At 75.1% G+C, this 25,423-nt stretch carries 21 protein-coding genes; 18 read left to right on the forward strand and 3 right to left on the reverse strand.

Going from position 1 to position 25,423, the window contains the following annotated elements:
• Position 1 precedes the first annotated feature (1 nt).
• From BTM25_RS26425 to BTM25_RS26470, 12 genes are all read left to right on the forward strand, one after another.
• On the forward strand, positions 2–3,304 hold the full coding sequence (locus tag BTM25_RS26425) for a nitrate- and nitrite sensing domain-containing protein (RefSeq protein WP_103565780.1): 3,303 nt from the start codon (positions 2–4) through the stop codon (positions 3,302–3,304).
• A complete protein-coding gene (locus BTM25_RS26430) occupies positions 3,301–3,735 on the forward strand; it encodes a roadblock/LC7 domain-containing protein (RefSeq protein WP_103565781.1) in 435 nt (144 codons plus the stop codon). The genes BTM25_RS26425 and BTM25_RS26430 overlap by 4 nt, the downstream gene beginning before the upstream one ends.
• A 40-nt stretch (positions 3,736–3,775) precedes the next feature.
• On the forward strand, positions 3,776–4,201 hold the full coding sequence (locus BTM25_RS26435; RefSeq protein WP_103565783.1) for a DUF742 domain-containing protein: 426 nt from the start codon (positions 3,776–3,778) through the stop codon (positions 4,199–4,201).
• A 28-nt stretch (positions 4,202–4,229) separates the two neighbouring features.
• On the forward strand, positions 4,230–4,817 hold the full coding sequence (locus BTM25_RS26440) for a GTP-binding protein (protein WP_103565937.1): 588 nt from the start codon (positions 4,230–4,232) through the stop codon (positions 4,815–4,817).
• A 111-nt stretch (positions 4,818–4,928) separates the two neighbouring features.
• Positions 4,929–5,708, forward strand: a complete 780-nt coding sequence (locus tag BTM25_RS26445; RefSeq protein ID WP_103565785.1) for an SGNH/GDSL hydrolase family protein — start codon at positions 4,929–4,931, stop codon at positions 5,706–5,708.
• Positions 5,709–5,859: 151 nt separating this feature from the next.
• Positions 5,860–9,405, forward strand: coding sequence for an AAA family ATPase (locus tag BTM25_RS26450; protein WP_103565786.1), 3,546 nt, complete (start codon positions 5,860–5,862; stop codon positions 9,403–9,405).
• Positions 9,406–9,568: 163 nt separating this feature from the next.
• On the forward strand, positions 9,569–10,642 hold the full coding sequence (locus tag BTM25_RS26455; protein ID WP_103565788.1) for an LCP family protein: 1,074 nt from the start codon (positions 9,569–9,571) through the stop codon (positions 10,640–10,642).
• A gap of 94 nt (positions 10,643–10,736) precedes the next feature.
• Entirely contained in the window at positions 10,737–11,024 is a 288-nt protein-coding gene (locus tag BTM25_RS26460; RefSeq protein ID WP_103565789.1) for a hypothetical protein, read from the forward strand.
• A 151-nt stretch (positions 11,025–11,175) separates the two neighbouring features.
• Positions 11,176–11,331, forward strand: coding sequence for a hypothetical protein (locus BTM25_RS29830; protein WP_168212248.1), 156 nt, complete (start codon positions 11,176–11,178; stop codon positions 11,329–11,331).
• A gap of 222 nt (positions 11,332–11,553) precedes the next feature.
• On the forward strand, positions 11,554–11,721 hold the full coding sequence (locus BTM25_RS29835) for a hypothetical protein (RefSeq protein ID WP_168212230.1): 168 nt from the start codon (positions 11,554–11,556) through the stop codon (positions 11,719–11,721).
• A 37-nt stretch (positions 11,722–11,758) separates the two neighbouring features.
• Entirely contained in the window at positions 11,759–12,247 is a 489-nt protein-coding gene (locus tag BTM25_RS26465; protein WP_103565791.1) for a glutathione peroxidase, read from the forward strand.
• A gap of 83 nt (positions 12,248–12,330) precedes the next feature.
• Positions 12,331–13,239, forward strand: a complete 909-nt coding sequence (locus tag BTM25_RS26470) for an oxidoreductase (protein ID WP_103565793.1) — start codon at positions 12,331–12,333, stop codon at positions 13,237–13,239.
• 28 nt (positions 13,240–13,267) lie between these two features.
• Here the strand turns inward: BTM25_RS26470 and BTM25_RS26475 are convergent, their stop codons facing one another.
• Positions 13,268–15,862, reverse strand: coding sequence for a DUF6493 family protein (locus BTM25_RS26475; RefSeq protein WP_103565795.1), 2,595 nt, complete (start codon positions 15,860–15,862; stop codon positions 13,268–13,270).
• Positions 15,859–17,169: a DprA-like winged helix domain-containing protein gene (locus BTM25_RS26480; protein WP_205648282.1), complete on the reverse strand. Its 1,311-nt coding sequence runs from the start codon at positions 17,167–17,169 to the stop codon at positions 15,859–15,861. The genes BTM25_RS26475 and BTM25_RS26480 overlap by 4 nt, the downstream gene beginning before the upstream one ends.
• A gap of 99 nt (positions 17,170–17,268) precedes the next feature.
• Between BTM25_RS26480 and BTM25_RS26485 the strand changes: the two genes are divergently transcribed.
• The 4 genes from BTM25_RS26485 (at position 17,269) to BTM25_RS26500 (ending at position 20,939) form a co-directional block, all read left to right on the forward strand.
• Positions 17,269–17,625, forward strand: a complete 357-nt coding sequence (locus tag BTM25_RS26485; protein WP_103565797.1) for a hypothetical protein — start codon at positions 17,269–17,271, stop codon at positions 17,623–17,625.
• A 49-nt stretch (positions 17,626–17,674) separates the two neighbouring features.
• Positions 17,675–18,022, forward strand: a complete 348-nt coding sequence (locus BTM25_RS30090; RefSeq protein ID WP_103565799.1) for a DUF3817 domain-containing protein — start codon at positions 17,675–17,677, stop codon at positions 18,020–18,022.
• The gene (locus BTM25_RS26495; protein ID WP_103565801.1) at positions 18,019–18,516 is read left to right on the forward strand and encodes a GNAT family N-acetyltransferase; all 498 of its coding nucleotides are present in this window, start codon (positions 18,019–18,021) and stop codon (positions 18,514–18,516) included. The genes BTM25_RS30090 and BTM25_RS26495 overlap by 4 nt, the downstream gene beginning before the upstream one ends.
• Positions 18,517–19,679: 1,163 nt before the next feature.
• Positions 19,680–20,939 carry an MFS transporter gene (locus tag BTM25_RS26500; protein WP_168212250.1) on the forward strand — a complete coding sequence of 420 codons (1,260 nt, stop codon included), beginning with the start codon at positions 19,680–19,682 and terminating at the stop codon, positions 20,937–20,939.
• A gap of 3 nt (positions 20,940–20,942) precedes the next feature.
• Here the strand turns inward: BTM25_RS26500 and BTM25_RS26505 are convergent, their stop codons facing one another.
• Complete coding sequence (locus tag BTM25_RS26505) at positions 20,943–22,310, reverse strand: glutamate decarboxylase (RefSeq protein WP_103565803.1); 1,368 nt, start codon at positions 22,308–22,310, stop codon at positions 20,943–20,945.
• A 144-nt stretch (positions 22,311–22,454) separates the two neighbouring features.
• On the opposite strand from BTM25_RS26505, the gene BTM25_RS26510 reads away from it, so the two are divergent.
• Positions 22,455–22,847, forward strand: coding sequence for a DUF2267 domain-containing protein (locus BTM25_RS26510; RefSeq protein ID WP_103565805.1), 393 nt, complete (start codon positions 22,455–22,457; stop codon positions 22,845–22,847).
• A 176-nt stretch (positions 22,848–23,023) separates the two neighbouring features.
• Positions 23,024–25,420: an endopeptidase La gene (gene lon, locus BTM25_RS26515; RefSeq protein WP_103565807.1), complete on the forward strand. Its 2,397-nt coding sequence runs from the start codon at positions 23,024–23,026 to the stop codon at positions 25,418–25,420.
• Positions 25,421–25,423 lie beyond the last annotated feature (3 nt).

Raw genomic sequence — 25,423 nt, forward strand, 5'->3', positions numbered from 1 at the left:
AGTGCGACCGGCCACGGAACGGGTCCAGGTCCCCGGACCAGCCGCGGATCCCCTCCGCGACGACCCCGTCTACCAGCCCGAACACCGGCCGCGCGGACGCGGCCTGCGCCTTGGCGACCGCCGCGTCGCGACGCGCCTGGTGCTGCTCGTCCTCATCCCCGGAGCCGTCGCCGGCCTCCTCGCCGGGCTGCGCCTGCACGACGCGATGACCGAGGCGGCCGTCTACACGCGCATCGAGCGACTGGCTACGCTCAGTGATCGAACGGCGGGTTTCGTTCAGGAACTTGAGGATGAACGCGACCTGACGGTCGAGTACCTCAGCCTCCCCCGGCGCAAGCGTCCCGCCGCGCTCACCGCGCTCAACGAACAGGTCCGCGACACCGACCGGGCCGCCGCCGCCGTCCGCGCCACGCTCGGCTCCGTCCACGACGGCGACTACTCCGAACAGGCAGGATCCCGGCTGCGCGACCTGCGCTACCGGCTCGACACGCTCGGCACGATGCGCAAGCAGTCGGGCCAGGAGAGCAAGTCGGTGACGCTGACGCTGGACGTCTACAGCCAGCTCGTCGGCTCGCTCGTGGACCTGGACGACCTCGTCGCGCAGGGCAGCCCCGACGCCGTCCTCGCCGAGGACGCCCGCGCGTTCGCCGCCCTCGCCCGCGCCAAGGACTTCGCGTCGCAGGAGCGCGCGCGGCTCAACATCACGATCCTCGCCGGACGGTTCGCGACGCCGTCCGAGCGCGAGGAGCTGCAGTCCCTGCACGCCCAGCGGGAGAGCCAGATCGCCCTGTTCGGCGAGACGGCGTCCACCGCCCAGCGGCGGCGCTACGAGGACGTCGTGACCGGCGCCGACATCGGCCAGACCGAGCTGATGTACCAGCAGGCGATGATCCGGTCCGGCACGTCGCCGAACCTGTCGGTCGCGCCGCTGCGCCCGCGCGACGCCGTCCAGTGGGTCAAGGCCAGCAGCACCCGGCTGGAGCAGATGCGCACCGCCGAGCGCAGCGTCATCCAGTCGCTCGTGGACCGCAGCCGCGGCCTCAAGCACGACGCCTGGCAGGCCGCGATCACCGACGGCGCGCTGCTGCTCGCCGGGCTCGTGCTCGCCGCCCTCGCGACGCTCGCGGTCGCGCGGTCCCTGGTCCGCCCGCTGCGGCGGCTCCAGGTCGGCGCGCTGGAGGTCGCCGACAACCGGCTGCCGAGCCTGGTGGACCGGCTCCGCGACCCCGGCGCGGCCAGCGGCGGCATCGAGGTCGAGCCGATCGACGTCCACACCGCCGACGAGATCGGGCAGGTCGCGCGGGCCTTCGACGAGGTCCACCGGGAGGCCGTCCGGCTCGCCGCCGACGAGGCCGTCCTGCGCGGCAACATCAACGCGATGTTCGTCAACCTCTCGCGGCGCAGCCAGACGCTCATCGAGCAGCAGCTCCAGCTCATCGAGGAACTGGAGCAGGGCGAGCGGGACGAGGACCAGCTCGCCCACCTGTTCCGCCTCGACCACCTCGCCACCCGGATGCGCCGCAACTGCGAGAACCTGCTCGTCCTCGGCGGGCAGGACCAGGTGCGGCGGCGGACCCGGCCCGTCCCGCTCATCGACGTCGTCCGCGCGTCGCTGTCGGAGGTCGAGCAGTACGAGCGGGTGGCGCTGACCGTCCGGACGGACATGACCGTCGCGGGCGCCGCCGTCAACGACCTCGTCCACCTGCTCGCCGAACTGGTCGACAACGCGACCGAGTTCTCCGACCGGCGCACCAAGGTGACGATCTCCGGGCAGCAGCTCAGCGGCGGCGGCGCGATGCTCCAGATCACCGACAACGGCGTCGGCATGGCCGACGACGAGCTGGACGAGGCCAACCGGCGGCTCGCCAGCCCGCCCGTCATCGACTTCTCGGCGGCGCGCCGCATGGGCCTGTTCGTGGTCGGGCGGCTGGCCGTCCGGCACGGGATCCGGGTCGAGCTGCGCGCGGCGCAGGGCGGCGGGACCACCGCGTTCGTGCTGCTGCCCGCGTCGGTGATCGCGGCGGCCGAGCCCGGCGGGCCGCGCGGCTACGGCACCGGCGCCGGGCTGCCCGAGGCCGAGCCCGCGCTGCTCGGCGCGGCCGGGACGGCGTCGGCCGGGACGGGCGGCCTGCCCGCCCTCGGCCCGCGTCCCGCCGCGCGCGACTCGGGCCAGTTCCCGGCCACCGGCCCGTTCGCCTCCCTGGCCGGGGACTCGGGCCGGTTCCCCGCCGGACCGGAGGACGCGGGCCGACGCTCCACGGGACGCGCCGACACCGGCCAGTTCCCGGCCGTTCCGGGAGACACGGGCCAGTTCCCCGCCCTGCCGGGCAACACCTTCTCCGCCATGCCGGGGACCACGGGCCAGTTCCCCGCCCAGCGCGGCGACACCGGCTCGTTCCCCGCCGTGTCGGGCGACACCGGCCAGTTCCCCGCTCAGCGGGGTGACACCGGTTCGTTCGACACGGGCCGGTTCCCCGCGCAGCGGGGTGACACCGGGCAGTTCCCCGCCGCGCGGGACACGGGGCGTTTCCCGTCGGCGCCGGGGGAGACCGGGTCGCTGCCGTCCCTGGAGACCGCTCCGCTCCCGGTCGTCGGGGACGGGACGGGACCGCGTTCCGAACCGTCCGGCGAGCGGCGGCCCGCGTCGGACCTGCCGGTCCGCACCCCGGGGGCGCGGCTGCCCGGCCGCGACCGGCAGAGCGCGCCGGGCGAGGACCTGTTCCGTCCGGCCGGGACGACGGACGCGCCCGAGCCGCAGACGCGTCCCTTCACCTGGGACAGCGGCCCGCTCCAGACCTTCCCCGACGAAGGTCCGGAGCGTCCCCGGCGGCCCGAGGCCCGTCCCGAACCGGCCGAGCCCGCGCCGCCCGCGCCGCCCGGCCCGCCCGCGCACCGGTCCCCGATCTTCGACGCGATGCGCTCGGAATGGTTCCTGAGCCGTCCCGAAGCCCCCCGCGACGACCCCGCGCGCGGCTGGGACTCCCCGGCCGACGCGGGCTTCCGCGCCGCCGAGTCGGCCGCCAGCCCGGCCGGGAGCGGACGGACGGCGGCGGGCCTGCCCAAGCGGGTCCCCGGCCGCAACCGGGTGCCCGGCGCGGTCGCGCGGCCCGGCGCCCCCGACCCCGGTGCGCCGCCAGCGCCGCCGGAGCGGGAGCATGGCGTTTCCGCGGCGGCCGTCCGCGAGCGGTTCGCCGGCCTCCAGCGCGGCGTGCGCAAGGGACGGGCGGAGACGCGCGGCGCCGGCGCGGAGGGCGACAACGACGTTCCGTCGCACCACGACGGAGAGACAGGAGGCTCCCGGTGAGCGGGCAGGATCTCAACTGGCTGGTCACGAATTTCGTCGATCGCGTCCCGAAGGTCGCGCACGCCGTGGTGGTGTCCTCCGACGGGCTCCCGATGGCGTACTCGGCGGGCTTCCCGCCGGAGCGGGCCGACCAGCTCTCGGCCATCGCGTCCGGGCTGATGAGCCTGACGCAGGGCGCCGCCAAGATCTTCGAGGCGGGCGGGGTGAACCAGACCGTGGTCGAGATGGACCGCGGGCTGCTGTTCGTCATGGCGATCGCGAACGGGTCGGTCTTCGCCGTCCTCGCGGCGCCCGACAGCGATCTCGGTCTCGTCGCCTACGAGATGACGCTGCTGGTGGAGCGGGTCGGGCGCGTCCTGACCCCGGCGCTGCGCGGCCCGGAGGACGCCGGGCCGCTGCCCGATCCCGGCGCCGGCCGGAACCGGTACTGAACCGGTCCCGGCCTGGGACCGACCAACGGAGGTCAGTGCGATGGATCATGGTGGCCCCCGCCGGGCGGCGCCGGCGGGGCCGGGACGGCCGGGCGCGGCGCACGCCGCGCACACCGGCGCCGGCGAGGACGGCAGCTCGCTGGTGCGCCCGTACGCGGTGACCGGCGGCCGGACCAGGCCGCGCTACGACCTCGCGGTCGAGGCGCTGGTCACGGCCGCCCCCTTCCCGCCGCGCGACGTGGCGGTGCTCACGCCCGAGTACCGGGCGATCATGGACCTGTGCCGGTCGGCGCGGTCGGTCGCGGAGGTGTCGGCGCTGCTGCGGCTGCCGCTCGGCGTCGCGCGCGTCCTCATCGCCGACATGGCCGCCGAGGGACTGCTGCGGCTGCACCAGTCGCGTCCGGCGGGAGCGCCGGCGGACGTCGGGCTTCTGGAAAGGGTGCTCAGTGGACTTCGCAACCTCTGACCGGCCGCCGGGCGGCCCGGACGCCGAGCTGACCTCGGTGAAGATCGTCGTCGGCGGCGGGTTCGGCGTCGGCAAGACGACGTTCGTCGGCTCGGTGTCGGAGATCATGCCGCTGACGACCGAGGCGGTCATGACGGCGGCGAGCGCGGGCGTGGACGACCTGACGGCCGTCCCGGACAAGACGACCACGACGGTCGCGATGGACTTCGGCCGCGTGTCGCTGGACAGCGAGCTGATCCTGTACCTGTTCGGCACGCCCGGCCAGACGCGGTTCTGGTTCATGTGGGACGACCTGGTGCGCGGCGCGATCGGCGCGGTCGTGCTGGTGGACACGCGGCGGCTGGAGGACTGCTTCGCCGCGGTGGACTACTTCGAGGAACTGGGCCTGCCGTTCGTCGTGGGCGTCAACGGGTTCAACGGCGAGTTCCAGTACGCCGTCGAGGACATCCGCGAGGCGCTGTCGATCCGCGCGCACGTGCCGGTGCTGGAGTGCGACGCGCGCAGCCGCGAGTCCACCAAGCGGGTGCTGATCGCGCTGGTGCAGCACGCGCTGTCGATGCGGGCGCCCGGCGGGTCGCGGGCGCCGTCCGGGAGCGTCACGCCGAGCTGGACCTGACGCCGGGAATAATCCGGGCGGCCCGTGGGTCGGGAGTTACGGTCGCGTAAGGATGTATGCAGACTGCATCATTGCGTCGGTGGTGACAGATCCAGGCCCGGAGGGACCGTCATGGGGGAAGCGCAGCAGGCCACGACCTATGTCGCGATCGGTGACAGTTTCACCGAGGGGCTGAACGACCCGGACCCGGGCGGCGAGCCCGACCGGTTCCGCGGCTGGGCCGACCGGCTCGCCGAGCACCTCGCGCGCGAGCGGCCAGGCCTGCGCTACGCCAACCTCGCGGTGCGCGGCAAGCTGCTCCGCCAGGTCGTGGACGAGCAGGTGCCGCGCGCCGTCGGGCTGGACCCCGATCTCGTGACGTTCTGCGCGGGCGGCAACGACATGATCCGTCCCGGCGCCGACCCCGACGCGCTCGCCGTGGTGTTCGACGACGCCGTCCGGCGGCTGCGCGGCACCGGCGCCCACGTCGTCGTGTTCACCGGCTTCGACACCGGCAAGCTGCGCGCGGGCGGGCGCATCCGCGGCAAGGCGGCCACGTTCAACATGCACCTGCGGGCCATCGCGGACGTGCGCGGCTGCACGGTCGTGGACCTGTGGTCGGCGTCGGCGTTCCACGACCCGCGCGCCTGGTACGAGGACCGGCTGCACCTGTCGCCCGAGGGCCACCGCCGGATGGCGCTGCGCGTCGCCGACGCCATCGGCCTCGACGTGGACGGGAGCTGGCACGAGCCCTGGCCCGAGCCCGGCACCGCCCCCGACTGGCTGACGCAGCGCCGCCAGGACCTCCACTGGGCGCGCACGTACCTGCTCCCGTGGATCGGCCGCCGCGCGACGGGCCGCTCGTCCGGGGACGGCCGCGAGCCGAAGCGTCCGACGCCGCTGCCGCTCTGACGACGGAAACTTCCAGCGCGACCATTGCGGACTAACGCCGCGAGGCGGTCGGTCTTCGCGTCATGGGGGGCTGTGTCCGGTCGCGGAGGGTCGTAATCTGCTCACCAGAAACCTACGTACCGCGGCCCTCGCACGTGAAGGATTGCCATCGGTGAGCGCTCCCCGTCTGCCCGACCACCTCGAACTGCTCCTCACGGACGAGCCGGTGCTCGACGTGTACGCGCACGGTCCGTGGCGGGTCCCCGACGGGCTGTACGAGGAGCTGCGCGAGCGGGTCGCGGCCTACAACCGGGATCCGCGCGCCCGCCGGCTCACCCGGTCGCTGCGCGACGTCTACGCCCCGACGACCACGGCCGCCGGCGCGGAGGCGTGGTCGCTGCTGACGTTCCTGCTCGGCGCCGCCGCCGTCCGCGGGGGCTCGCGCGGCGACGTCGACTACGAACTGCTCGCCGGGCTGCTCGCCGCGCCCGAGCCGCCCGTCCGCGACGCCGTGGCCTGGTTCACCCAGGGCGGCCGGTGGCGCCCGCCCGGCCTGTGGCTGCCCGAGCCCGCCGGGGACGACGCCGAACTGCGCGCCGTCACCTTCGACCTCGCCCGCGACGGGGTCGAGCTGTTCGCCGGGCTCGCGCCGGTCGAGGCCCGCCGCCGCGCGCTGCTGGAGATCTTCGACCGGCGCGCGGCCGACCCGGCGCTGCGGCAGCGGGCGCTGACCGTCCCGCAGGCCGCGCTCGCCGACGAGTGGACGGCCGGGCTGCCCGAGGAGATCCTCTCCGTCCTGCCCGAGCTGGCCGGGCCCGTCGCCTACCTCGGCTGGGCCTGCGCGGGCCTGGCCGCCGCGCACGAGCGGCTGCTCGCCGCGCTCGGGGCGTTCGACGCGTTCGACGCCGCGCTCGCCCGGCTGCTGCTGGCCGCCGGGCTCACCGCCGTCCCCGCCGAGCTGGCGCCCGCCGCGGGCCTCGCCGTCTACGCCGCCGTCGAGGACCGGACGCACGCGCTGCGCGGCGGCTTCGTCGTCGAGACCTGGCAGCGCGAGGTCCGGGCGTGGCTCGCGCGCGGGCTCGTCGCGGGCGAGGCCGACGCCTGCCGCGCCTGGCTCGACATGGGCACGCGCGTCATCGGCGCGCTGCAGGGGCTGCCGGAGGCCGCGACGGCGCCGCGCAGCCCGCTGCCCGTCCGGGCGTTCCAGCTCGACGTGCGGCGGCTGTTCGGGCACCGGCCCGTCGCGAACATCCTGACGTCCGCGCTCCAGGTGCCCCGGCCGCGCGAGGAGACGGCGCCCGCCCCGGCCGAGATCGCCGGCCCCGACGCCGGGTCCGGGGTGCTCGTCGGGCAGCCCGAGCTGACGGCCGCGCTCCAACGGGCGCTGACCGAACGGCTGACGGCCGACCGTCCCGTCCGGCTGCTCGTGGCCGGTCCCGAGGGCACCGGCAAGGGGACCGCCGCCGAGCTGGTCGAGCTGGCGTTAGTCGACGCCGGGGCCGTCCGCGAGGCGCTGTGGATCTCCGACCAGGTCTTCGCCTCGCTGACGGTCAGCGACGCCGTCCTGTGGTTGCAGGCGCGCGTCCGCGAGTGCGTCGAGAGCCGGCTGCTGCTCGTCGTGGACGACCTGGAACGCCTCGCCGGGCACGAGACCTGCGGCGCGGCGGCCGTCGAGGAACTGCGCTGCCTCATGGCCCGTTGCCCGGGGCTGGACGTCGTCGCGCTCTGCCGTCCCGACGGCGACCTGCGGCTGTTCGACCTGAACCCGGCGCTCGTGCGCGCGTTCCGCACCGCCCGCACCGTGGACTTCGCCGAGGACCACTTCACCGAGCTGTTCCGCCGCGCCGTCACCGCCCGGGGCGCGACCGTCGCGCCCGACGTCGCCCGCACCGCGGGCGTCCTGCTCAGCCGGACGCCGCCGCTGCTCAACCTGCGCGGCGCGCGGCTCGTGGAGCACCTGGCCGAGGAGTGCGCGGCGACCGCGCGGTCGCGGCACGGCGCGGTGCCGCCGGAGGTGCGGCTCGGCGACCTGCCGCAGCGGCTCGTCCCGGCCGGCGCCGTCGAGACCGACCCGCTCGCCGAGCTGGAGGCGTGCGTCGGGATCGAGCCGGTCAAGCGGGAGATCCACGCGCTCGTCGCCGAGACCCGCGCCGCCCGGATGCGCCGCGAGGCCGGGATGGGCATCGCCGAGCGGTCCCGGCACCTGGTGTTCGCCGGGAACCCCGGCACCGGCAAGACCAAGATCGCGCGGATCCTCGGCCGCATCTACGCCGACCTCGGCGTCCTCGCCAGCGGCCATCTGGTCGAGGTCGACCGCGCCGACCTGATCGGGGAGTACAGCAGCGAGAGCGCGCTGCGGGTGCGGCGCGTGGTGGAGCGCGCGGTCGGCGGGGTGCTGCTCGTCCGCGACGCCCACACCTTCGCCTCCGACGCCGGACGCGGGCAGGAGCTGCTGGACGTGCTGCTCACGGCCGTCCAGACGCACCGCAACGAGCTGGTCGTCGTCCTTGGCGGGCCCGAGGCCGAGCTGAACGGGCTGCTGAAGTCGCATCCGGAGGTGTCGGCGCGGTTCGTCCGGACGCTGCGCTTCCCCGACCTCGCCGACGACGAGCTGGCCGAGCTGTTCGCCGCCCGCGCCGCCGACGGCGGGTTCGCCCTCGCCGACGGTGTCCTTGAGAAGGTCCGCGCGGTCGTCCGCGCCGCGCCCCGCGACCGGGGCCTGGCCAACGCGCGGCTCGCGATCAGCCTGCTGGACCGCGCGATCGCCCGGCAGGGCCGGCGCGTCCTCGCCGACGGGGTCGTGGACGGGACCGAGTCGCTGGACGAGATCCTGCTCGTGGACGTCCCCGACAGCCCCGCGCCCGACTTCGAGACCGTCCCCGGCGACCCGTTCTCGGAGATCGAGCGGCTCATCGGCCTGTCGGCGATCAAGCAGGAGGTCGCGGCGCTGGTCGCCGAGGCCCGCGCCGAGCAGATGCGCCGCGACGCCGGGATACCGCTCGGCACGCCCACCCGGCACATGGTGTTCATGGGCAACCCCGGCACCGCGAAGACGACCATCGCGCGGTTGATAGCGGCCGTCTACCTGCGGCTCGGGCTGCTGTCGTCCGGGCACCTGGTCGAGGTGACGCGCGCGGACCTGGTCGCCCAGTACATCGGGCAGACCGCGCCGCGCGTCCGGGCCGCCGTGGACCGGGCGCTCGGCGGCGTCCTGTTCGTCGACGAGGCGTACACGCTCGGCGCGCCCGGCGGCGACCGGCGCGACTTCGGGCACGAGGCGGTCGCCGAGCTGCTGCGGCTGATGGAGGAGCACCGGTCCGACCTGGTGGTGATCGTCGCCGGGTACGACGCGGAAATGCGCGCGTTCCTGGACTCCAACCCCGGCCTGGCGTCGCGGTTCCCGAAGGTGCTGCGGTTCCCGGACTACTCGACGGCCGAACTCGTCACGATCTTCGAGTCGATGGCCGCCGCGAACGGGTACACCCTCGCCGAGGACGTGCTGCCCGCCGTCCGGCGGCGGATCGCGGAGGAGCCGCGCGGCGCGTCGTTCGGTAACGCCCGGTTCGTCCGCAACCTCTTGGACGCGGCCATCGCGCAGCAGGGCCGCCGCATCACCGGAGCGGGCACGCCAGGGGCGGACGAGGTGCGCGAGCTGCGCGCGGGGGACCTGGCCGCCGCCCGGCCGATCCGCGACCTCGAACCCGGGAACTACCTGTGATTAAGCCTTTCGTCTGACCGCGGCCCGTGGCGCGTCGGCGACGGAGATGACGTCACGGGCCGGTGAATCATGCGCCGGAGGGACGCGGGCACGCGGCGGGAATGTCTACTGTTGAAGGACGTTCCCGGCGTTCGGACCGGGTGGTTCGCAGGAAGGTGTCCCCGTGGCGCACAGCAGGTCCGCTCCCGTCCCGCCGGAGGACCCGTACGCCTACGGGGGCCAGCACGGCGGGGACCAGTTCCGCGGCCACGGCCAGGGCGCCCACGACGGCCCGTCCGGGTACCCCCGGCGGCGGCGGTGGCCCCGCGTCCTCGGGGTCCTGGTGCTCGTGCTCGTGCTGGTCGTGGTGGGCGGCTACTTCTACCTGGACTCGCGGCTCAAGCGCGAGGACGTCCTCTCGGACTATGCGGGCCGCGTCGCCGACACGCCCGGCACGAACTGGCTGATCGTCGGCTCCGACAGCCGCGCGGGCCTGTCCCGCGAGCAGCGCCACAAGCTCGGGACGGGCCAGGCCGCGGGCCGCCGCACCGACTCGATGATGCTGCTGCACTACGGCTCCGGCGGCACCACGCTCGTCAGCCTCCCGCGCGACTCCTACCTCCCGATCCCCGGCCACGGCTCCAACAAGCTCAACGCGGCGTTCGCGTTCGGCGGCCCGAAGCTGCTCGTCCGGACGGTCGAGGGCGCGACCGGCGTCCACATCGACCACTACGCCGAGATCGGCTTCAGCGGCTTCGTCGGCGTGGTGGACGCGGTCGGCGGCGTGGACATCTGCGTCAAGTCCCCGATGAAGGACCCGAAGGCCAAGCTGGACCTCAAGCCCGGCTGCCAGACCCTGGACGGCAAGGACGCGCTCGGCTACGTCCGGTCCCGCGCCTACGCCCGCGCCGACCTGGAGCGCGTCGAGCACCAGCGCCAGTTCTTCGGCGCCCTGATGAAGAAGTCCACCGGGCCGGGCGTGCTGCTCAACCCGTTCCGCAGCGTCCCGATGGCCCTCAACGCCACCAGCAACTTCCTGGTCGACGACCACGACCACCTCTACGACCTGGCCCGCATGATGTGGGCGATGCGCGGCGTCAGCGGCGGCGGCGGCCGGACGACGACCGTCCCGATCGGCGGCACCGGGCAGACCCCGTCCGTGGGCGCCTACATCACCTGGGACCGGGCCCGCGCCGGAAAGCTCTTCGGCGCCCTCGCCCACGACGAGCCCGTCCCCGCGAGCGTGATCAGCAACTGACCCGTCCGCGCCGCCGCCACGCCCGGGTGTGGCGGCGGCGCCGTGCCGGTGGGGCCGCGTGGGGGCTGCGGGGGCAGCGGTTAGAGTCGATGGCATGTCCGAGAAGACGCCCGACGCGGCCGAACTGGAGTTGCTGCCGACCTCCGAGCTGCACGACCGGGCGGTGGCGCGTGCTCGTGAGCGGCGCGACCTCGGCTTTCTGTGGGAGCTGCTGCGCGCCATCCCGGCCGCCGCCGCGGCCACCGGGGAGGTCGACCGCGCCGAATTCGACATGCTGCACGTGATGTCGCTGCTGGAGGAGTTCCGGTACGCGGGGGACAGCGACCTCGCCGACGCGCTGCGGCCCGTGTATGTGAGCTATCTCACCGAACACGGCGGCTGACGGGCGGAGCGCGGGGCGCTGAGCTGCCCGTTCCCGGCGGCCCGTCCGGATGATCACGTTCTGTCGTCGTGTCTTTACCCTGGGTGCGCCTGACGTCCCCGGCCCCAGGGAATTACTCTCTGTAGGCAAGTCACCGCAGAGGGTGGGGGACGTGAACAAGAAATACCTGAAAATGGCCACGATCGCGTTTATCGCCTGGTACGTCATCAGTCGTCCCGACGGTGCGGCCAGCCTGGTGAACAGCGGATTGGGCGGACTCGGGAACGCCGCGGACTCGCTGGCGCAGTTCATGAGCGCCATTCCCTGACGCACGCCGGGCCGGCGCCCCGTGCCCCCGGCGGGCGCGGGGCTTCGTCGCGGCGGCGCGGAGCGTGGCGGACGCGATCGGATCCGTCAAGTCCGCGTATCGCGGGACAGTCGGCGGTTGCCGCCAGGTCACAGTAAAATCCCGCTTTGCAGATCACAGCAGCGGGGCACAATGTGACCGGGTCCCTGTGTCGCTGCGCTACTACGAGGACGGCGTTGCCAGATGATGAAGAAGTACGGCCGCTTTGTCGCCATCGCGTTTGTCATCTTCTACCTCCTGAGCTCGCCGCGCGCGGCGGCCGACGTGGTGAACAACGCCTTCGCGCGGCTGGGCGACGCGGGCAACCAGCTCGGCACGTTCGTGACGTCGATCGGCGTGCTGGGAGGCTGACGCGGGGCCTGCGGGCCGATCTTCTAGGATCGGCCGCATGTCTGTCTTCGATGTAGAGATCGACGCCCTTCAGGGCGGTTCCGCCGACCTCGGGCAGTACCGGGGCAAGGCCGTCCTCGTGGTGAACGTCGCGTCCAAGTGCGGCCTCACCCCGCAGTACGAAGGGCTGGAGCGCCTGCACGAGCGGTACGCCGAGCGCGGTTTCACCGTCCTCGGCGTGCCCTGCAACCAGTTCATGGGGCAGGAGCCGGGCACCTCGGAGGAGATCGCCGCGTTCTGCTCGGCGACCTACGGGGTGACGTTCCCGCTGACGGAGAAGGTCGACGTCAACGGCGAGCACCGGCACGTCCTCTACCGGGAGCTGGTGGACGTCCCCGACGCCGAGGGCCACACCGGCGACATCCGGTGGAACTTCGAGAAGTTCCTCATCGGTCCCGACGGGGCGGTGGCGGCCCGGTTCTCCCCGCAGACCGAACCGGAGTCGGCCGAGGTCGTCGCGGCCGTCGAGGCGGCGCTGCCCGCCTGATCCGGTGTCCGGTCCGGCGTTCCGGGGACGGAACCGGCACGCCGGTCGTTGTCACGAGAACCGAGAGCGACGGCGGAGGGGCCATGACGGGCTGGACGGCGGACGACATTCCCGACCTCGGCGGGCGGCGCGCGATCGTCACCGGCGCCAACAGCGGGATCGGGTACCACACCGCGCTGCAACTGGCGCGGCACGGAGCGGCGGTCGTCCTCGCTTGCCGCAGCGCCGAGCGCGGGGCGCAGGCCCTCGGCCGGCTTCGCGCCGCCGTCCCCGGCGCCGCCGTCGAACTGGCGTCGCTCGACCTCGCCGACCTGGAGTCGGTCCGCGCGTTCGCCGCCGCGCACGACGGGCCGCTCGACCTGCTCGTCAACAACGCGGGCGTGATGGCGCTGCCGCACCGCACGACCGCCGACGGCTTCGAGATGCAGTTCGGCACCAACCACCTCGGCCACTTCGCCCTGACGGGCCTGCTGCTGCCCGCCCTGCGCGCGACCGCCGCGCCGCGCGTGGTGACGGTCACCAGCGGGTTCGCCAGGGTCGGGCGGCTGCGCTTCGACGACCTGCAGAGCGAGCGCCGCTACCGCAAGTGGGTCGCCTACGCCGACTCCAAGCTGGCCAACCTGGTGTTCGCCAAGGAACTGGCCCGCCGCTACTCCGACGTCCTGAGCGTCGCCGCGCACCCCGGGTACGCGTCCACGAACCTCCAGCAGGCGGGCCCGCAGATGGCGGGCAACGCCGTCACCGACCGGCTCGCCGTGCTCGGCAACACCCTGATCGGGCAGTCCGCGGCGGGCGGGGCGCTGCCGACCCTCTACGCGGCGGCGTCCCCGGACGTCGTCACCGGCGCCTGCTACGGCCCGCGCGGCGTCTTCAACCTGCGCGGCGCGCCGGGCCGCGTCCCGATGGGCCGCACGGCGGACCGCGCCGACCTCGGCCGCCGCCTGTGGGAGACGTCCGAGCGCCTGACCGGCGTCACCTTCGCGCCCGCCTGACGGCCTGTCCGGTCGTGCGCCCGGACGGTCAGCCGTTCGCCGCCTGGTGCAGGCGGGCGGCCTCGCGGACGAGCCGGCTCGATCCGCCGCGCGCCGCGACGGCCGCGACCTCCGGCACGTCCGCGCGCAGCCGCGCGGTCTCGGCGATGCGGGCGGCGAGCGCCAGCAGATCGGGCAGCCCGGCGGCGGCGCGGGCGCCCGGGGCGGGCAGCAGGACGGGCAGGCCCGCCGTCACCGCCGCGAACACCGCGCGATGCGCGCCCGCGTCGGCGGCCTGCCCCAACGACTCGGCCACGCGGTTCACCTTGACGATCCCCTGGCCCGCCAGGGCGGCGACGGCCGTCCCGAGGTCGGCGGCGGCGAGGGCGTCGCGGGCGGCGAGGACGAGCAGCGCGTCCACCGCCTCGGCCCGCGCGGCGGGCGTGCCGCTCAGGCCGCAGGCGAGGACGGCGGCGGTCGCGGGCCCGGCCGGGCCGCCGGCCGCCGCGAGCCCCGCCGTCACCCCGGCGGGGAACCAGTCGACGGCCATGCCGAGCGGCAGGGACGGCAGCAGGTGCGCGGCGGCGACCTCGCGGTGGTGCGGCAGCATCCCGGGCCACCGGTCGACGCTGATCGTGTAGCCGGTGGCGAACGCGTCGCCGAAGGACCGCCCGGACGGCAGCCGCACGGCCCGGTCCAGTTCGGCGGGCACCTTCTCCTTGAGCGTCACCCGTCCGGCGAGGCGCGGCGCGTAGTCGCGGTCGCCGCGCCCGACCCGCACCGGCTCGACCGCGCACGCGACCGCCGGCGCGTCGAACCACGCGCGTGCGCCGGGCACCAGCCGCTCGGCGACGTCGGCGGCCTCGCGCGGCAGCCGCAGGACGGCCTGGACCGCGTCGGCCCGGCCCGGCCGCACCCCGGCGGCGTCCAGTTCGGCGCACCGGCGCAGCAGGACGTCCGGGTCGAGCGCCCCGGACGCGTCGGTCGGCGTCGCGAGCAGCAGCGGGATCCGGCCCACCGCGTCCGCCGCCTCCCGCATCCGCCACGCCAGGAACCGCTGGAGGATCGGCGGCAGCCAGCGGTTCGCGCCGGTGCCGTGCGGCCGGTCCCGGCGGAAGCGGGCGTGCGCCTCCTTCGGACGCGGCCGGGTGCGCCCGTCCAGGACGGCCCCCGTCGCGAGCCCGAGCCACGTCGTCGCCGTCCCGAAGTCCGCCGCGAGCCGCGTGTCCGGGTGGCGCGGGACGACGCCGTCGAGGGCGGCCCGGAGCGCGGCGCCGTCCCGCCAGGCGAACGCGACGACGTCCGCGACGAGCCGTTCGACGTCCTGCCAGGCCGCCGTGTCCGGCCGCGCCGCCGCGAGCCGTTCCGCCAGCTCGGCGGCCGAACCGGCGGGCGCGGGGAAGGGGCGGGGCGCGTAGGCGGGCAGGTCGGGGAACGCGAGCGCGACGGGCGCGGCGACCGCGCCGAACGCTTCCGCGATCGTCGCGCGGGACGCGGCGGGCAGCTCGGCGGCGGCGTCCCGGATCTCGGCGCGGACGTCCGCTCCGGCGTGCGCCGCGTGCTTCACCGCGCACGCGACGGCCCGGTCCCGGAGGTCGGCCGCCTCGGCGGAGAACAGGACGGGCAGCGCGCGCAGCGTGGCGTCCACCCGGCCGTGCCGCCGCGCGGTGCGGTCCATCCAGCCGAGGGTCGCCTTGACCAGCTTCTTCTCGGGCCGGAACAGCAGCGCCCCGGCCGCCTCGGCGAACGCCGCCGCGTCGAGGCCGCCCGCCTCGTCCGCCGTCCGGACGGCCGCGAGCGCCCGCTCCGCCACCGGGACGGGCGCGGACGGCAGCAGCCGCAGATGGTCGCGGAGCCGCGCGGCCGTCTCGTCCGGGCCGGGCGCGAGCGCGTCGTAGAGCCGGACGAACCACTGGAGGTCGACCGAGCGCCCGCCGCGCAGGAACCGTCCGAGGCAGCCGTCCAGCAGGAGGTCCCGGTCGACGCGGCCCGCGTCCGCCAGCGCGGTGAGCGCCGCCAGCCAGGACGGCCGTTCGACGCGCGTGACGCCCGTCCAGACCTGCGCGGTCTCGCCCACGTCCCACTGGAGCGCCGCGCCGACGCCGTCGGCCTCGAACAGGCGGGGGAGCAACGCGGACAGGAACGGGTCGTCGGCGAGCGCGGTCGTGCACGTCGCCCAGCCGACGACGAAGGCGTCGCCGGCCGGCGGCGCGGTTCCGGCCGCCAGCGTCAGCGCCGCCGCCGCGCGCCAGCGCGCGACCGACATCATCGGGTCGTCGCGGAACCGCAGCCGCCCGGTCATCCGCGCGGCGACGTCCGCGCGCCACGCGGCGGTCCGGTGCGCGGTGGCCGCGGAGATCAGGGCGGGGTAGGCGCGCGGGCGCTGCCCGACGTCCGCGACGTCGCCCTTGCACAGCCACGTCGCCGCGGCGGCGGCCCCGGCGATGCAGCCCGCCCCGGCGAGGGCCAGCGCGTCGGCGCGCTCGCCGTCCTTGCCCCACGGGTGCCAGCCGCCGGCCTTCAGCTCGCGCAGCAGGGCGGGCAGCGCGCGGGCCGTCGCGCGGCGCTCGTCCTCGGGCATCGTCGCGACGAGCCGCACGACGCCCGCCGCGTCGCCCGCGTCGACCAGGTCCCGGACGTTCATCGCGCCTCCCCGGCGATCCGGACGGCGAGGACGTGCTTGCACGGCCCCCGCCCGCCTCCGTGCCGCGTCCACCACGAGCACGTGCACGACGATCCCCGCACCCGGTGCTCGCGCTCCGAGCCCGGGACGAGCGCGGTGCCGTCCGCCGCGCGCCGCACCGTCCCGGCCAGCTCCCGCGCCGCCCGCAGCCGGGGGTTCAGCGCAGTGACGCGGGCGCCGTCGTAGGGCAGCTCGCGGTGGAAGTAGGCGGCCTCGGCGGCGTCGAAACCGACGCGTCCGGCCGTCCCGAGGCAGGTCAGCGCGGCGCGGACGCGGGCGGCGGGCAGGCCGGACCGCTCGGCGAGCACGTCGGTGTCGAGCCGGGGCTCGAACGCCAGCAGCGCGCCGACCAGGTCCGCGTCGTCGGCGGTGTCGTCGGCGGACAGGGCGTCCAGCACCGCGCCCTCACCGGAGAAGCCCCGGTGGATCTCGGGGGACAGCGCGAGGACGTACCGCATCCCGGGCAGCTCCAGCTCCCACACGCTCGCCGCCGGGCCGTCCGGCGCGGGCGGCCCGTACGCGCGCAGCGCCGTCGCGAACCGCAGCAGCGGCAGCATCGTCCGGAGCCGCTCGGGCGCCGCCGCGCACACCGCGCCGGGCACCGGACGCGCCGACGGCCGCAGCGTCCGCCCCGCCGGGACGAACCACGGCGCCCCGCCCGACCGCAGCGACCGGACGAACCGCACCGCCTCCGGTCCGCGCAGCTCCGCGCGCGGGTCGAAGCCCGCCGTGATCACCTGGACCTCGGCGAACCCGCGCAGCCACCGGTCGGGGAGCAGCACCTTCTTCTCCACGGCGGCGCCGTCGCCGGTGGTGACGACCAGCTCGTCCGCGCCGACCGCGAAGTGCAGCGGGTCGCCCGCGCCCACCCGGGCCAGCGCCGTGCGCAGCGGCGGGTTGACGTCCACGTTGGTGGTGCCGAGGTCGTGGACGTCTCCGTCGAGCGCCCCGGCGAGCAGGTCGAGCCGCGCGTAGACGCCGCCGCAGCCTGAGAACGCCTCCAGCCGCAGCCGGTCCCCGTTGCAGGTGACCACCGGGTCGCGGGACGTGCCGCCGGGCCGGTGGTAACGCGTCGTCGCGACGTCGGCGACGGCCAGCAGCGCGGCGGCGGCCGGGGCCGGACGCGTCACGACGCCGCTGAAGAAGTGCGGACGCGCGGCGGGCCCGGCGGCGGTGCGCCCGCCCGAGGTGGACAGGCCGAGCCGCCCGTCCGACAGCCCCGACGGGCGCGCGTACGAGTACCCCTGGGCCGGTGCCGTGATCGACATGCCCGTCACCGTAGGGGAGAGAACCGACAAATCACGGCCGAACGGGCGAGCCTTGGGGGCGGGCGCGGGCTCGGCGGGGACGGGGGTACGGTGGGTGACGTGCGCAGGTTCCTCACCCCCGGCTGGCTCGGTCTCCACGCCATCGCGATCGTGCTGTTCTTCTCCTTCCTGTTCTTCGGCTGGTGGCAGTTCGAACGGGCCACGGGCGGCAACGACCGGAGCTGGGCGTACACGTTCGAGTGGCCGGTCTTCTCGGTCTTCGTCGTCGTGATGTGGATCAAGATGATCCGGGACGAGCTGAACGGCGTGAAGCCCCCGTCGGCCGAGCCGATCGAGGAGCCCGCCGAGGCGAAGGTGACCCGGGAGATCATCCGGCGGCAGGAGGAAGAGGACCCCGCGCTCGCCGCCTACAACCGCTATCTGGCCCGGCTCAACGCGCAGGGCAAGCGCGCCTGACCGGCCGTGACCGCCCGCGCGCCGGGCGCGTCGAGAAAGGTGTGAACCTGTGGAAGCGGCCGTCACCCGCTACCGCGCCCTCGCTCTCACGGTGGGCGTGATGCTGCTGCTCCTCGTCTTCGTGGCGATGCCGATCCGCTACATCGGCGGCAACGCGACGCCGTCGGGGATCATCTCGCCGATCCACGGCATCCTCTACATCGTCTACCTGGTCATGGCCTACGACCTGTGGCGGCGGTTCTCCTGGCCGCTGCCGAAGATGGCGCTCATGGTCACGGCGGGCCTGATCCCGTTCCTCGCGTTCTACATCGAGCACAAGATCGTGGGCGAGGCGCGGGCCGAGCTGGCCGCCCGCGAGGCCGGCCCCGAGACGGCCTCCGCCCCCGCCCAGGCGTGACGGCCCCGCCGCCGGGCCTGCGGCTGCGCGCCCTGGCGCCCGGCGACCTCGGCTGGGTGATCTCCCGCAACGGCGCCCTCTACGCGGCCGAGTGCGGCTGGGACGAGACCTACGAGGCGCGCGTGGCCGAAGTCCTGTCCACGTACGTGGTGAACCGCGACCCGGCGCGGGCCGACGGCTGGATCGCCGAACTCGACGGCGAACGCGCGGGCGCGGTCTTCTGCTCGCCCCGCGAAGGGGACGTCGCGCAGCTCCGCATGCTGCACGTGGAACCGTTCGCGCGCGGCGCGGGCGTCGGCGCCGCGCTGATCGACGCGTGCCTGACGTTCGCCCGGCAGGCCGGCTACCGCGAGATCGCCCTCTGGACGACGGCCCTGCAACGCGCCGCGATCCGCCTCTACGAACGCGCGGGCTTCCGCCTGACGACCGAGGACCCGCCGGTCCGCCGCTTCGGCGACGTGATCCACGGCCAACTCTGGACCCGCCCCCTCTAACCCGCCGCACCACACACCGAACCCCCGCGGAGACGGCTCGCCCGCCGACCCCGCGACCACGCCGCGTTCTTGCTCGCGCCGAACTCGCGCTATGGGGCGGAGACGGTTCGTCCTCCGAGCCCACGGTCACGTCGCGCTCTCGTTCGCGCGCCGTGCGCGCGGCCGGGTGGGTGTGTTCGCTTGAGTCGTGTGGGGGACACGGCCCGTCCCGGGCGGTATCGGTGCCGCCCGGGACGGGTGGGCAGTGTCTCTCCACTGGGGCCGCGGGCCGTCCGGGACGGGGGTCGGGACGTGGTACCGGAAGCCCGGGGCCGCACCGGCTCGCGCCGGTTGGTGTGTCCGGGGCCTCACCCCCTCGCGTCCGGGGCGCGGTGCGCGCCGGACGGGGTCGGAGGCGGGCCGGGGCGGGCGTGCCGCCGCCGGAGGCGAGGAGGCCGGGCCGGCGGGCGGCGCTGCGCTTCGCCTGCGCCGCCGGCCCGGCTGGTCACGGTGCCGCGGGGGCGCACGGCGCCGCGATCCCGGGGCGGGGCGAGGCTGGAGCGGCCCGCCGCCGCTCCGCGCACGCGCGGCGGCGGGCCGGTCGAAGGCCGCCCGGTGCTCGCCGGTGCGCGTCCTGGACGGCCGAGGACCCGAGGTGTGCACCCGGCGACCGTCGCCGCGACGCGCACCGGAGGGCAAGGGGGCCGGTGCGCGTCGCGGGACGGCCCGTCGGGGACGTCCTCGGCCGCCGGGACGGAACCGGGCGGTGTCGCGCCCGGAACGGCGACGCTTCCGGCAGGGGCGTCGCCCCCGCGAGTGAACGGCATCGAAACCCCCTTTCTCCGGTGGGATCAGGCGAAGTCCCCTTGACCGGACCTCGACGTTGACCGTCACCCAGCGTCACGATTTCCATGCGGAAGGTACCCGTCGTCATCGCGGGCGTAAACCCAGGTCAAGAAAGAAGTTCGCGGGACGGCCGGGGCGCGTGGGCCGCCGGGCGCCGGGTCCGCCCGCCCGCGCCGCCGGGACGGGCGCCGACCGTCGGCGCCACAGAATCGTCCGGGAAGCGCCACCGGGGAATCGCCTTCGGGCCACAAGGCGTCCGGGGGTCTTGCGGCGGCGCCCGCCCGCCCGCGAGAGTGGGACGCTCACACAGCGTCACGAGAGAACCACGGAGGGCGCCCATGGCGGCACGGCGTCCCTGGACGATCGTCTGGCTCCTGTTCCTCTTCATGGTCGTGAACTTCGCCGACAAGACGGTCCTCGGCCTGGCGGGCAAGGACATCCAGGCCGACCTGCGCCTCGGCGACACCGCGTTCGGGACGGTCGGCAGCGCGTTCTACCTGCTGTTCAGCGTGTCCGGCGGGATCGTCGGGTTCCTCGCCGACCGCGTCCCGGCCCGCGGCCTGCTCACCGGACTGGTCCTGCTGTGGAGCGCCGCGCAGCTCGTGGCGGCGCTCCCGGCGGCCGGGTTCGCGGTTCTGGTCGCGACGCGCGTCGTGCTCGGCGCGGCCGAAGGCCCGGCGTTCCCGCTGGCCAACCACACCGCGTTCGGCTGGTTCCCCGACCGCGAGCGCGCCGTCCCGGGCGCGATGCTGCCGATCGGCGCGGCGGCGGGCGTCGCGGTCGGCGCGCCCGTCCTCGCGCTGACGATCGGCCAGTGGGGGTGGCGGTCGGCGTTCGCGCTGACCGGCGTCCTCGGCCTGGCCTGGACGGTCGCGTGGCTGCGGCTCGGCGCGGACGGCCCGCACGCGGCCCGGGCCCCCGAGGCGGACGGCCGCGCCGTCCCGTACGCGCGGCTGCTCGGCCGGGGCAGCGTCCTCGCCGCGCTCGCCGCGTGCTTCGCCGCCTACTGGATGCTCGCGGTCGTGACGACCTGGCTGCCGCAGTACCTCCAGCGCGTCCACGGCCACTCGCTGGGCCGGGCGAGCATGGTCGCGGCGCTCGCGCAGGCCGGGTCGATCGCGCTGGTGCTCGGCGTCGCCGTCGGGTCGCGCGGGATGCTGCGGGCGGGCGCGCCGAGCCGGGTCGCGCGCGGCGTGGTCGGCGGCTCGGCGATCACGGCGTCCGGGCTGGCGGTCGCGCTGCTCACCCGCGTCGGCGGGACGGGCGCGCTCGTCGTCGTGCTGCTCGTCGCGTTCGCGGGCGCCCACACGTTCATCACGCTCACCCAGACCGCGCTGGCCGAGATCGCGCCGGTGCGGCAGCGGGCGCCGCTGCTCGGCGCGGTCATCGCGCTGGCGTCCACGGCGGGCGCGTTCGGCCCGGCGGTGACCGGCGCGCTGGTCGAGGGCGCGCCGGACGCGGCGGCGGGCTTCGGGCACGCGTTCGACCTGGCCGCCGTCCTGCTGGTCGCGGGCGGGCTGCTGGCGGCGGCGCTGGTCCGGCCCGAGCGGGACCGGGCCGCGCTCGGGCCGCCGGCCGACCTGGCGGTCGCGGGCTGACCGTCAGTGGTGGAAGGACGGCTCCTGCGGCCCGCCCCGTCCGCCGCCCGCGCGCAGTTTCGACAGGACGGCCTCGATGTCGTCGGCGAGCAGCGAGATCTCGTCCCGGCTGATGCCGTGCCGGATCAGCACCCGCTGCACGACCGTCGAACTGCGTCCGGCGGGCAGCGGATACGACGGCACCTGCCAGCCCCGCGTCCGGAGCTGCTCGGTGATGTCGTAGAGCGTGTACCCGGGGTCGCCGTCCAGCGTGTAGCAGACGGCGGGCAGTGCGGACGACCCGTCGTACAGCAGCTCGAACACCTTCATGTCGCGCAGCCGCCCGGCGAGGTACTGCGCGGTGTCCATGCAGCTCTGCTGGACGCGCCGGTACCCCTCGCGGCCGAGGCGCAGCAGGTTGAAGTACTGCGCGATGACCTCGCCGCCGGGCCGGGAGAAGTTCAGCGCGAACGTGGGCATCTCGCCGCCCAGGTAGTCCACGTGGAAGATCAGTTCCTCCGGCAGCAGGTCCGCCGACCGCCAGACCGCCCAGCCGCAGGTGAGCGGCGCGAGCCCGTACTTGTGCCCGGACGCGTTGATCGACGCGACCCGCTCCAGCCGGAAGTCCCACACGAGGTCGGGCCGGACGAACGGCGCCACGAACCCGCCGCTCGCCGCGTCCACGTGGATCGGGACGTCCAGCCCGGTGTCGGCCTGGATCGCGTCCAGCGCCCCGGCGATCTCGGCGACGGGCTCGTAGTCGCAGGTGAACGTGACGCCGAGGATCGCGACGACGCCGATCGTGTTCTCGTCCACGTACTGCGCGAGCTGGTGCGGACGGATGCCCGTCGCGCCCGGCTCCAGCGGGATCTGCCGCAGTTCCACGTCGAAGTACCGCGCGAACTTCTCCCAGCACACCTGCACCGGCCCGCAGACGAGGTTCGGCGTGCCGGCGGGCCTGCCCGCCGCCTCCCGCGCCTTGCGCCACCGCCACTTCAGCGCGAGCCCGCCGAGCATCGCCGCCTCGCTGGACCCGGTCGTGGAGCAGCCCATCGTGTCCGGGCCGCCGGGCGCGTTCCACAGGTCGGCGAGGATCCGGACGCAGCGCCGCTCGATCTCGGCGGTCTGCGGGTACTCGTCCTTGTCGACCATGTTCTTGTCCAGCGCGTCGGCCATGAGCCGCTTGACCTCGTCGCCGTTGTACGTGGTGCAGAAGGTGGCGAGGTTCTGCGCGGAGTTGCCGTCCAGCAGCAGTTCGGCGCGCAGCAGGTCGTAGACGACCTTCGGATCGGTCGGGCCGTCGGGGATGCGGGTCTTCGGCAGGGGCCGCTCGGCCAGCGGCGCGGTGAACACGTCGTCGGTCGTCTCGGTCGCCACGCGGTGGAGCGCCATCACGCCTCCTCGTCTCCGGCGGTCATCGGTGGTCTTTCCGCCGGACGTTCCGTCCAGAATCCCTCACGCGCGTAAAGAACCGGCGGCGGGGTTCGCCGGGCGGCGCGCCGGGTAGCGGAGGCTCTCCGGATAGGAGGGTGATCCATGAAGTACGGCCAGTTCATCAAGACGGTGCGGGAGAACGGGGAGTACACCGACCGGCGGGAGGCCGAGCACGTCGCGGTCTCGGTGCTGGAGGTGCTGCGCAGCCGGATGACGCCCGAGGGCGCCGCGCACCTGGCGGCCCAGCTCCCCGAGCCGCTGGACGACGTCCTGCTCGCCGACGCCCCCGACCTGCCCGGGTCGTTCGGCGTGGACGAGTTCTGCCGCCGGGTGGCCGAGCGCACGCACGCGGCGGGCACGTCGGCGCAGATGGACGCGAGCGTCGTCCTGTCCACGGTCGCGGCGACGGTGTCGGGCGGCGAGCTGAACCGCGTGCTGAGCCAGCTCCCGTCCGGGTACGCGCCGCTGTTCGGCGAGCACGAGCTGAGCGACTAGGGCTGAGCTACTGGGGAAGCGACGCCGTGCCCCGGGTGTTCCCCGGGGTACGGCCCGCGCCGCTTGATCGCTGAGAGCGAACGCGGGGAGGAAACAAAACTCGGCTACGTTTTCTTGAGTGTGTATGACTCAACCCTCTGGGGCGGGGTCATCCGGACGAAGGAACGGAGCTGAGCATGAGCGAGACCCTGACGCTGCCGGTGCTGCCCCTGGACGACGGGGCCGTTCTGCCGGGCATGGTCGTCCCCCTGGACCTGTCCGACGGCACCGAGGTGCGCGCGGCCATCGAGGCGGCGCGGGCCGTCGCCCAGACGCGCGGGCCCGGCATCCGGTCGGCCGCCAAGCCGCGGGTGCTGCTCGTCCCGCGCCGCGGCGGGCAGTACACCGCCGTCGGCACGCTGGCCGTCGTGGAGCAGGAGGGCCGGCTGCCCGGCGGCGAGCCCGGCGCGGTCGTGCGCGGCGTCGCCCGCGTCCGCATCGGCACCGGGACGACCGGTCCCGGCGCGGCGCTGTGGGTCGAGGGCACCGAGATCCCGGTCCCGGCGCCCACCGGACGCACGCACGAGCTGGCCAAGGAGTACAAGGGCCTGGTGAGCGCCGTCCTGCAGAAGCGCGGCGCATGGCAGGTCGTGGACGTCGTGCAGCAGATCGACGACCCGTCCACCCTGGTGGACAACGCCGGATACGCCCCCTACCTGACCGACGAGCAGAAGACCGAGCTGCTGGAGACCCCCGACACCGACGAGCGCCTGACCCTCGCGATCGGCTGGGTCCGCGACCACCTCGCGGAGCTGGACGTCGCCGAGACGATCCGCAAGGACGTCCAGGAGGGCATGGAGAAGACCCAGCGCGAGTTCCTGCTCCGCCAGCAGCAGGAGGCCATCCGCAAGGAACTGGCCGAGCTGAAGGGCGACCCGGCCGACGAGGAGGACGACTACCGCGCCCGCATCGAGGCCGCCGACCTGCCCGAGAAGGTGCGCGAGGCCGCGCTCAAGGAGGTCGACAAGCTGGAGCGGTCGTCGGACGCCTCGCCCGAGGGCGGCTGGATCCGCACCTGGCTGGACACCGTCCTGGACCTGCCGTGGAACGAGCGCACCGAGGACGCCTACGACATCGCGGGCGCCCGCGCCGTCCTGGACGCCGACCACACCGGCCTGGAGGACGTCAAGGAGCGCATCATCGAGTACCTGGCCGTGCGCAAGCGCCGCGCGGACCGGGGCCTCGGCGTCGTCGGCGGCCGGCGCAGCGGCGCGGTGCTGGCGCTCGGCGGCCCGCCCGGGGTCGGCAAGACCTCGCTCGGCGAGTCGATCGCCCGCGCGATGGGACGCGAGTTCGTCCGGGTGGCGCTCGGCGGCGTCCGCGACGAGGCCGAGATCCGCGGCCACCGGCGCACCTACGTCGGCGCGCTGCCGGGCCGGATCGTCCGGGCGATCCGCGAGGCGGGGACGATGAACCCGGTCGTGCTGCTGGACGAGATCGACAAGGTCGGCGCCGACTACCGGGGCGACCCGACCGCCGCGCTGCTGGAGGTCCTGGACCCCGAGCAGAACCACACCTTCCGGGACCACTACCTGGAGGTCGAGCTGGACCTGAGCGACGTGCTGTTCGTGGCCACCGCCAACGTCGTCGAGCAGATCCCCGGCCCGCTGCTGGACCGCATGGAGCTGGTCCAGCTCGACGGCTACACCGAGGACGAGAAGGTCACGATCGCCCGCGACCACCTGCTGCCCCGGGAGCTGGAGAAGTCCGGGCTGGACCCGGCCGAGGTGACGGTCACCGACGCGGCGCTGCGGCTGCTGGCCGCGGAGTACACGCGGGAGGCGGGCGTCCGGTCGCTGGACCGGGCGGTCGCGCGGGTGCTGCGCAAGGTCGCCGCGAACGTCGCGCTGGAGAAGGCGGCGCTGCCGGTGACGGTGGACGCCGGGGACCTGAAGGACTACCTGGGCCGTCCCCGGTTCACGCCGGAGGCGGAGCTGAGCCGCACCGAGCGCCGCACGGCGGTGCCCGGCGTCGCGACCGGCCTCGCCGTGACGGGCGCGGGCGGCGACGTCCTCTTCATCGAGGCGTCGCTGGCCGACCCCGAGACCGGCGGGACGGGCGTCACGCTCACCGGCCAGCTCGGCGACGTCATGAAGGAGTCGGCGCAGATCGCGCTGAGCTACCTGCGGTCGCGGGGCGCGGAGCTGGAGCTGCCGGTCGGGGACCTGAAGGACCGCGGCGTCCACGTCCACGTCCCGGCGGGCGCGATCCCGAAGGACGGGCCGAGCGCGGGCATCACGATGACGACGGCCCTCGCGTCACTGCTGTCGGGCCGTCCGGTCCGCGCGGACGTGGCGATGACCGGTGAGGTGTCGCTGACCGGGCGGGTGCTGCCGATCGGGGGGCTGAAGCAGAAGCTGCTGGCCGCGTCCCGGCTCGGGATCACGACCGCGATCGTGCCCAAGCGCAACGAGCCGGACCTGGAGGACGTCCCGGCCGAGGTGCTGGAGAACCTGACGGTCTTCACCGTCAGCGACGTCCGCGAGGTGCTGGACCTGGCGCTGGAGCCGGCCACGACGGCCGTCGCCGCCTGATCC

The organism is Actinomadura rubteroloni (assembly GCF_002911665.1).
Taxonomy (GTDB): Bacteria; Actinomycetota; Actinomycetes; order Streptosporangiales; family Streptosporangiaceae; genus Spirillospora; species Spirillospora rubteroloni.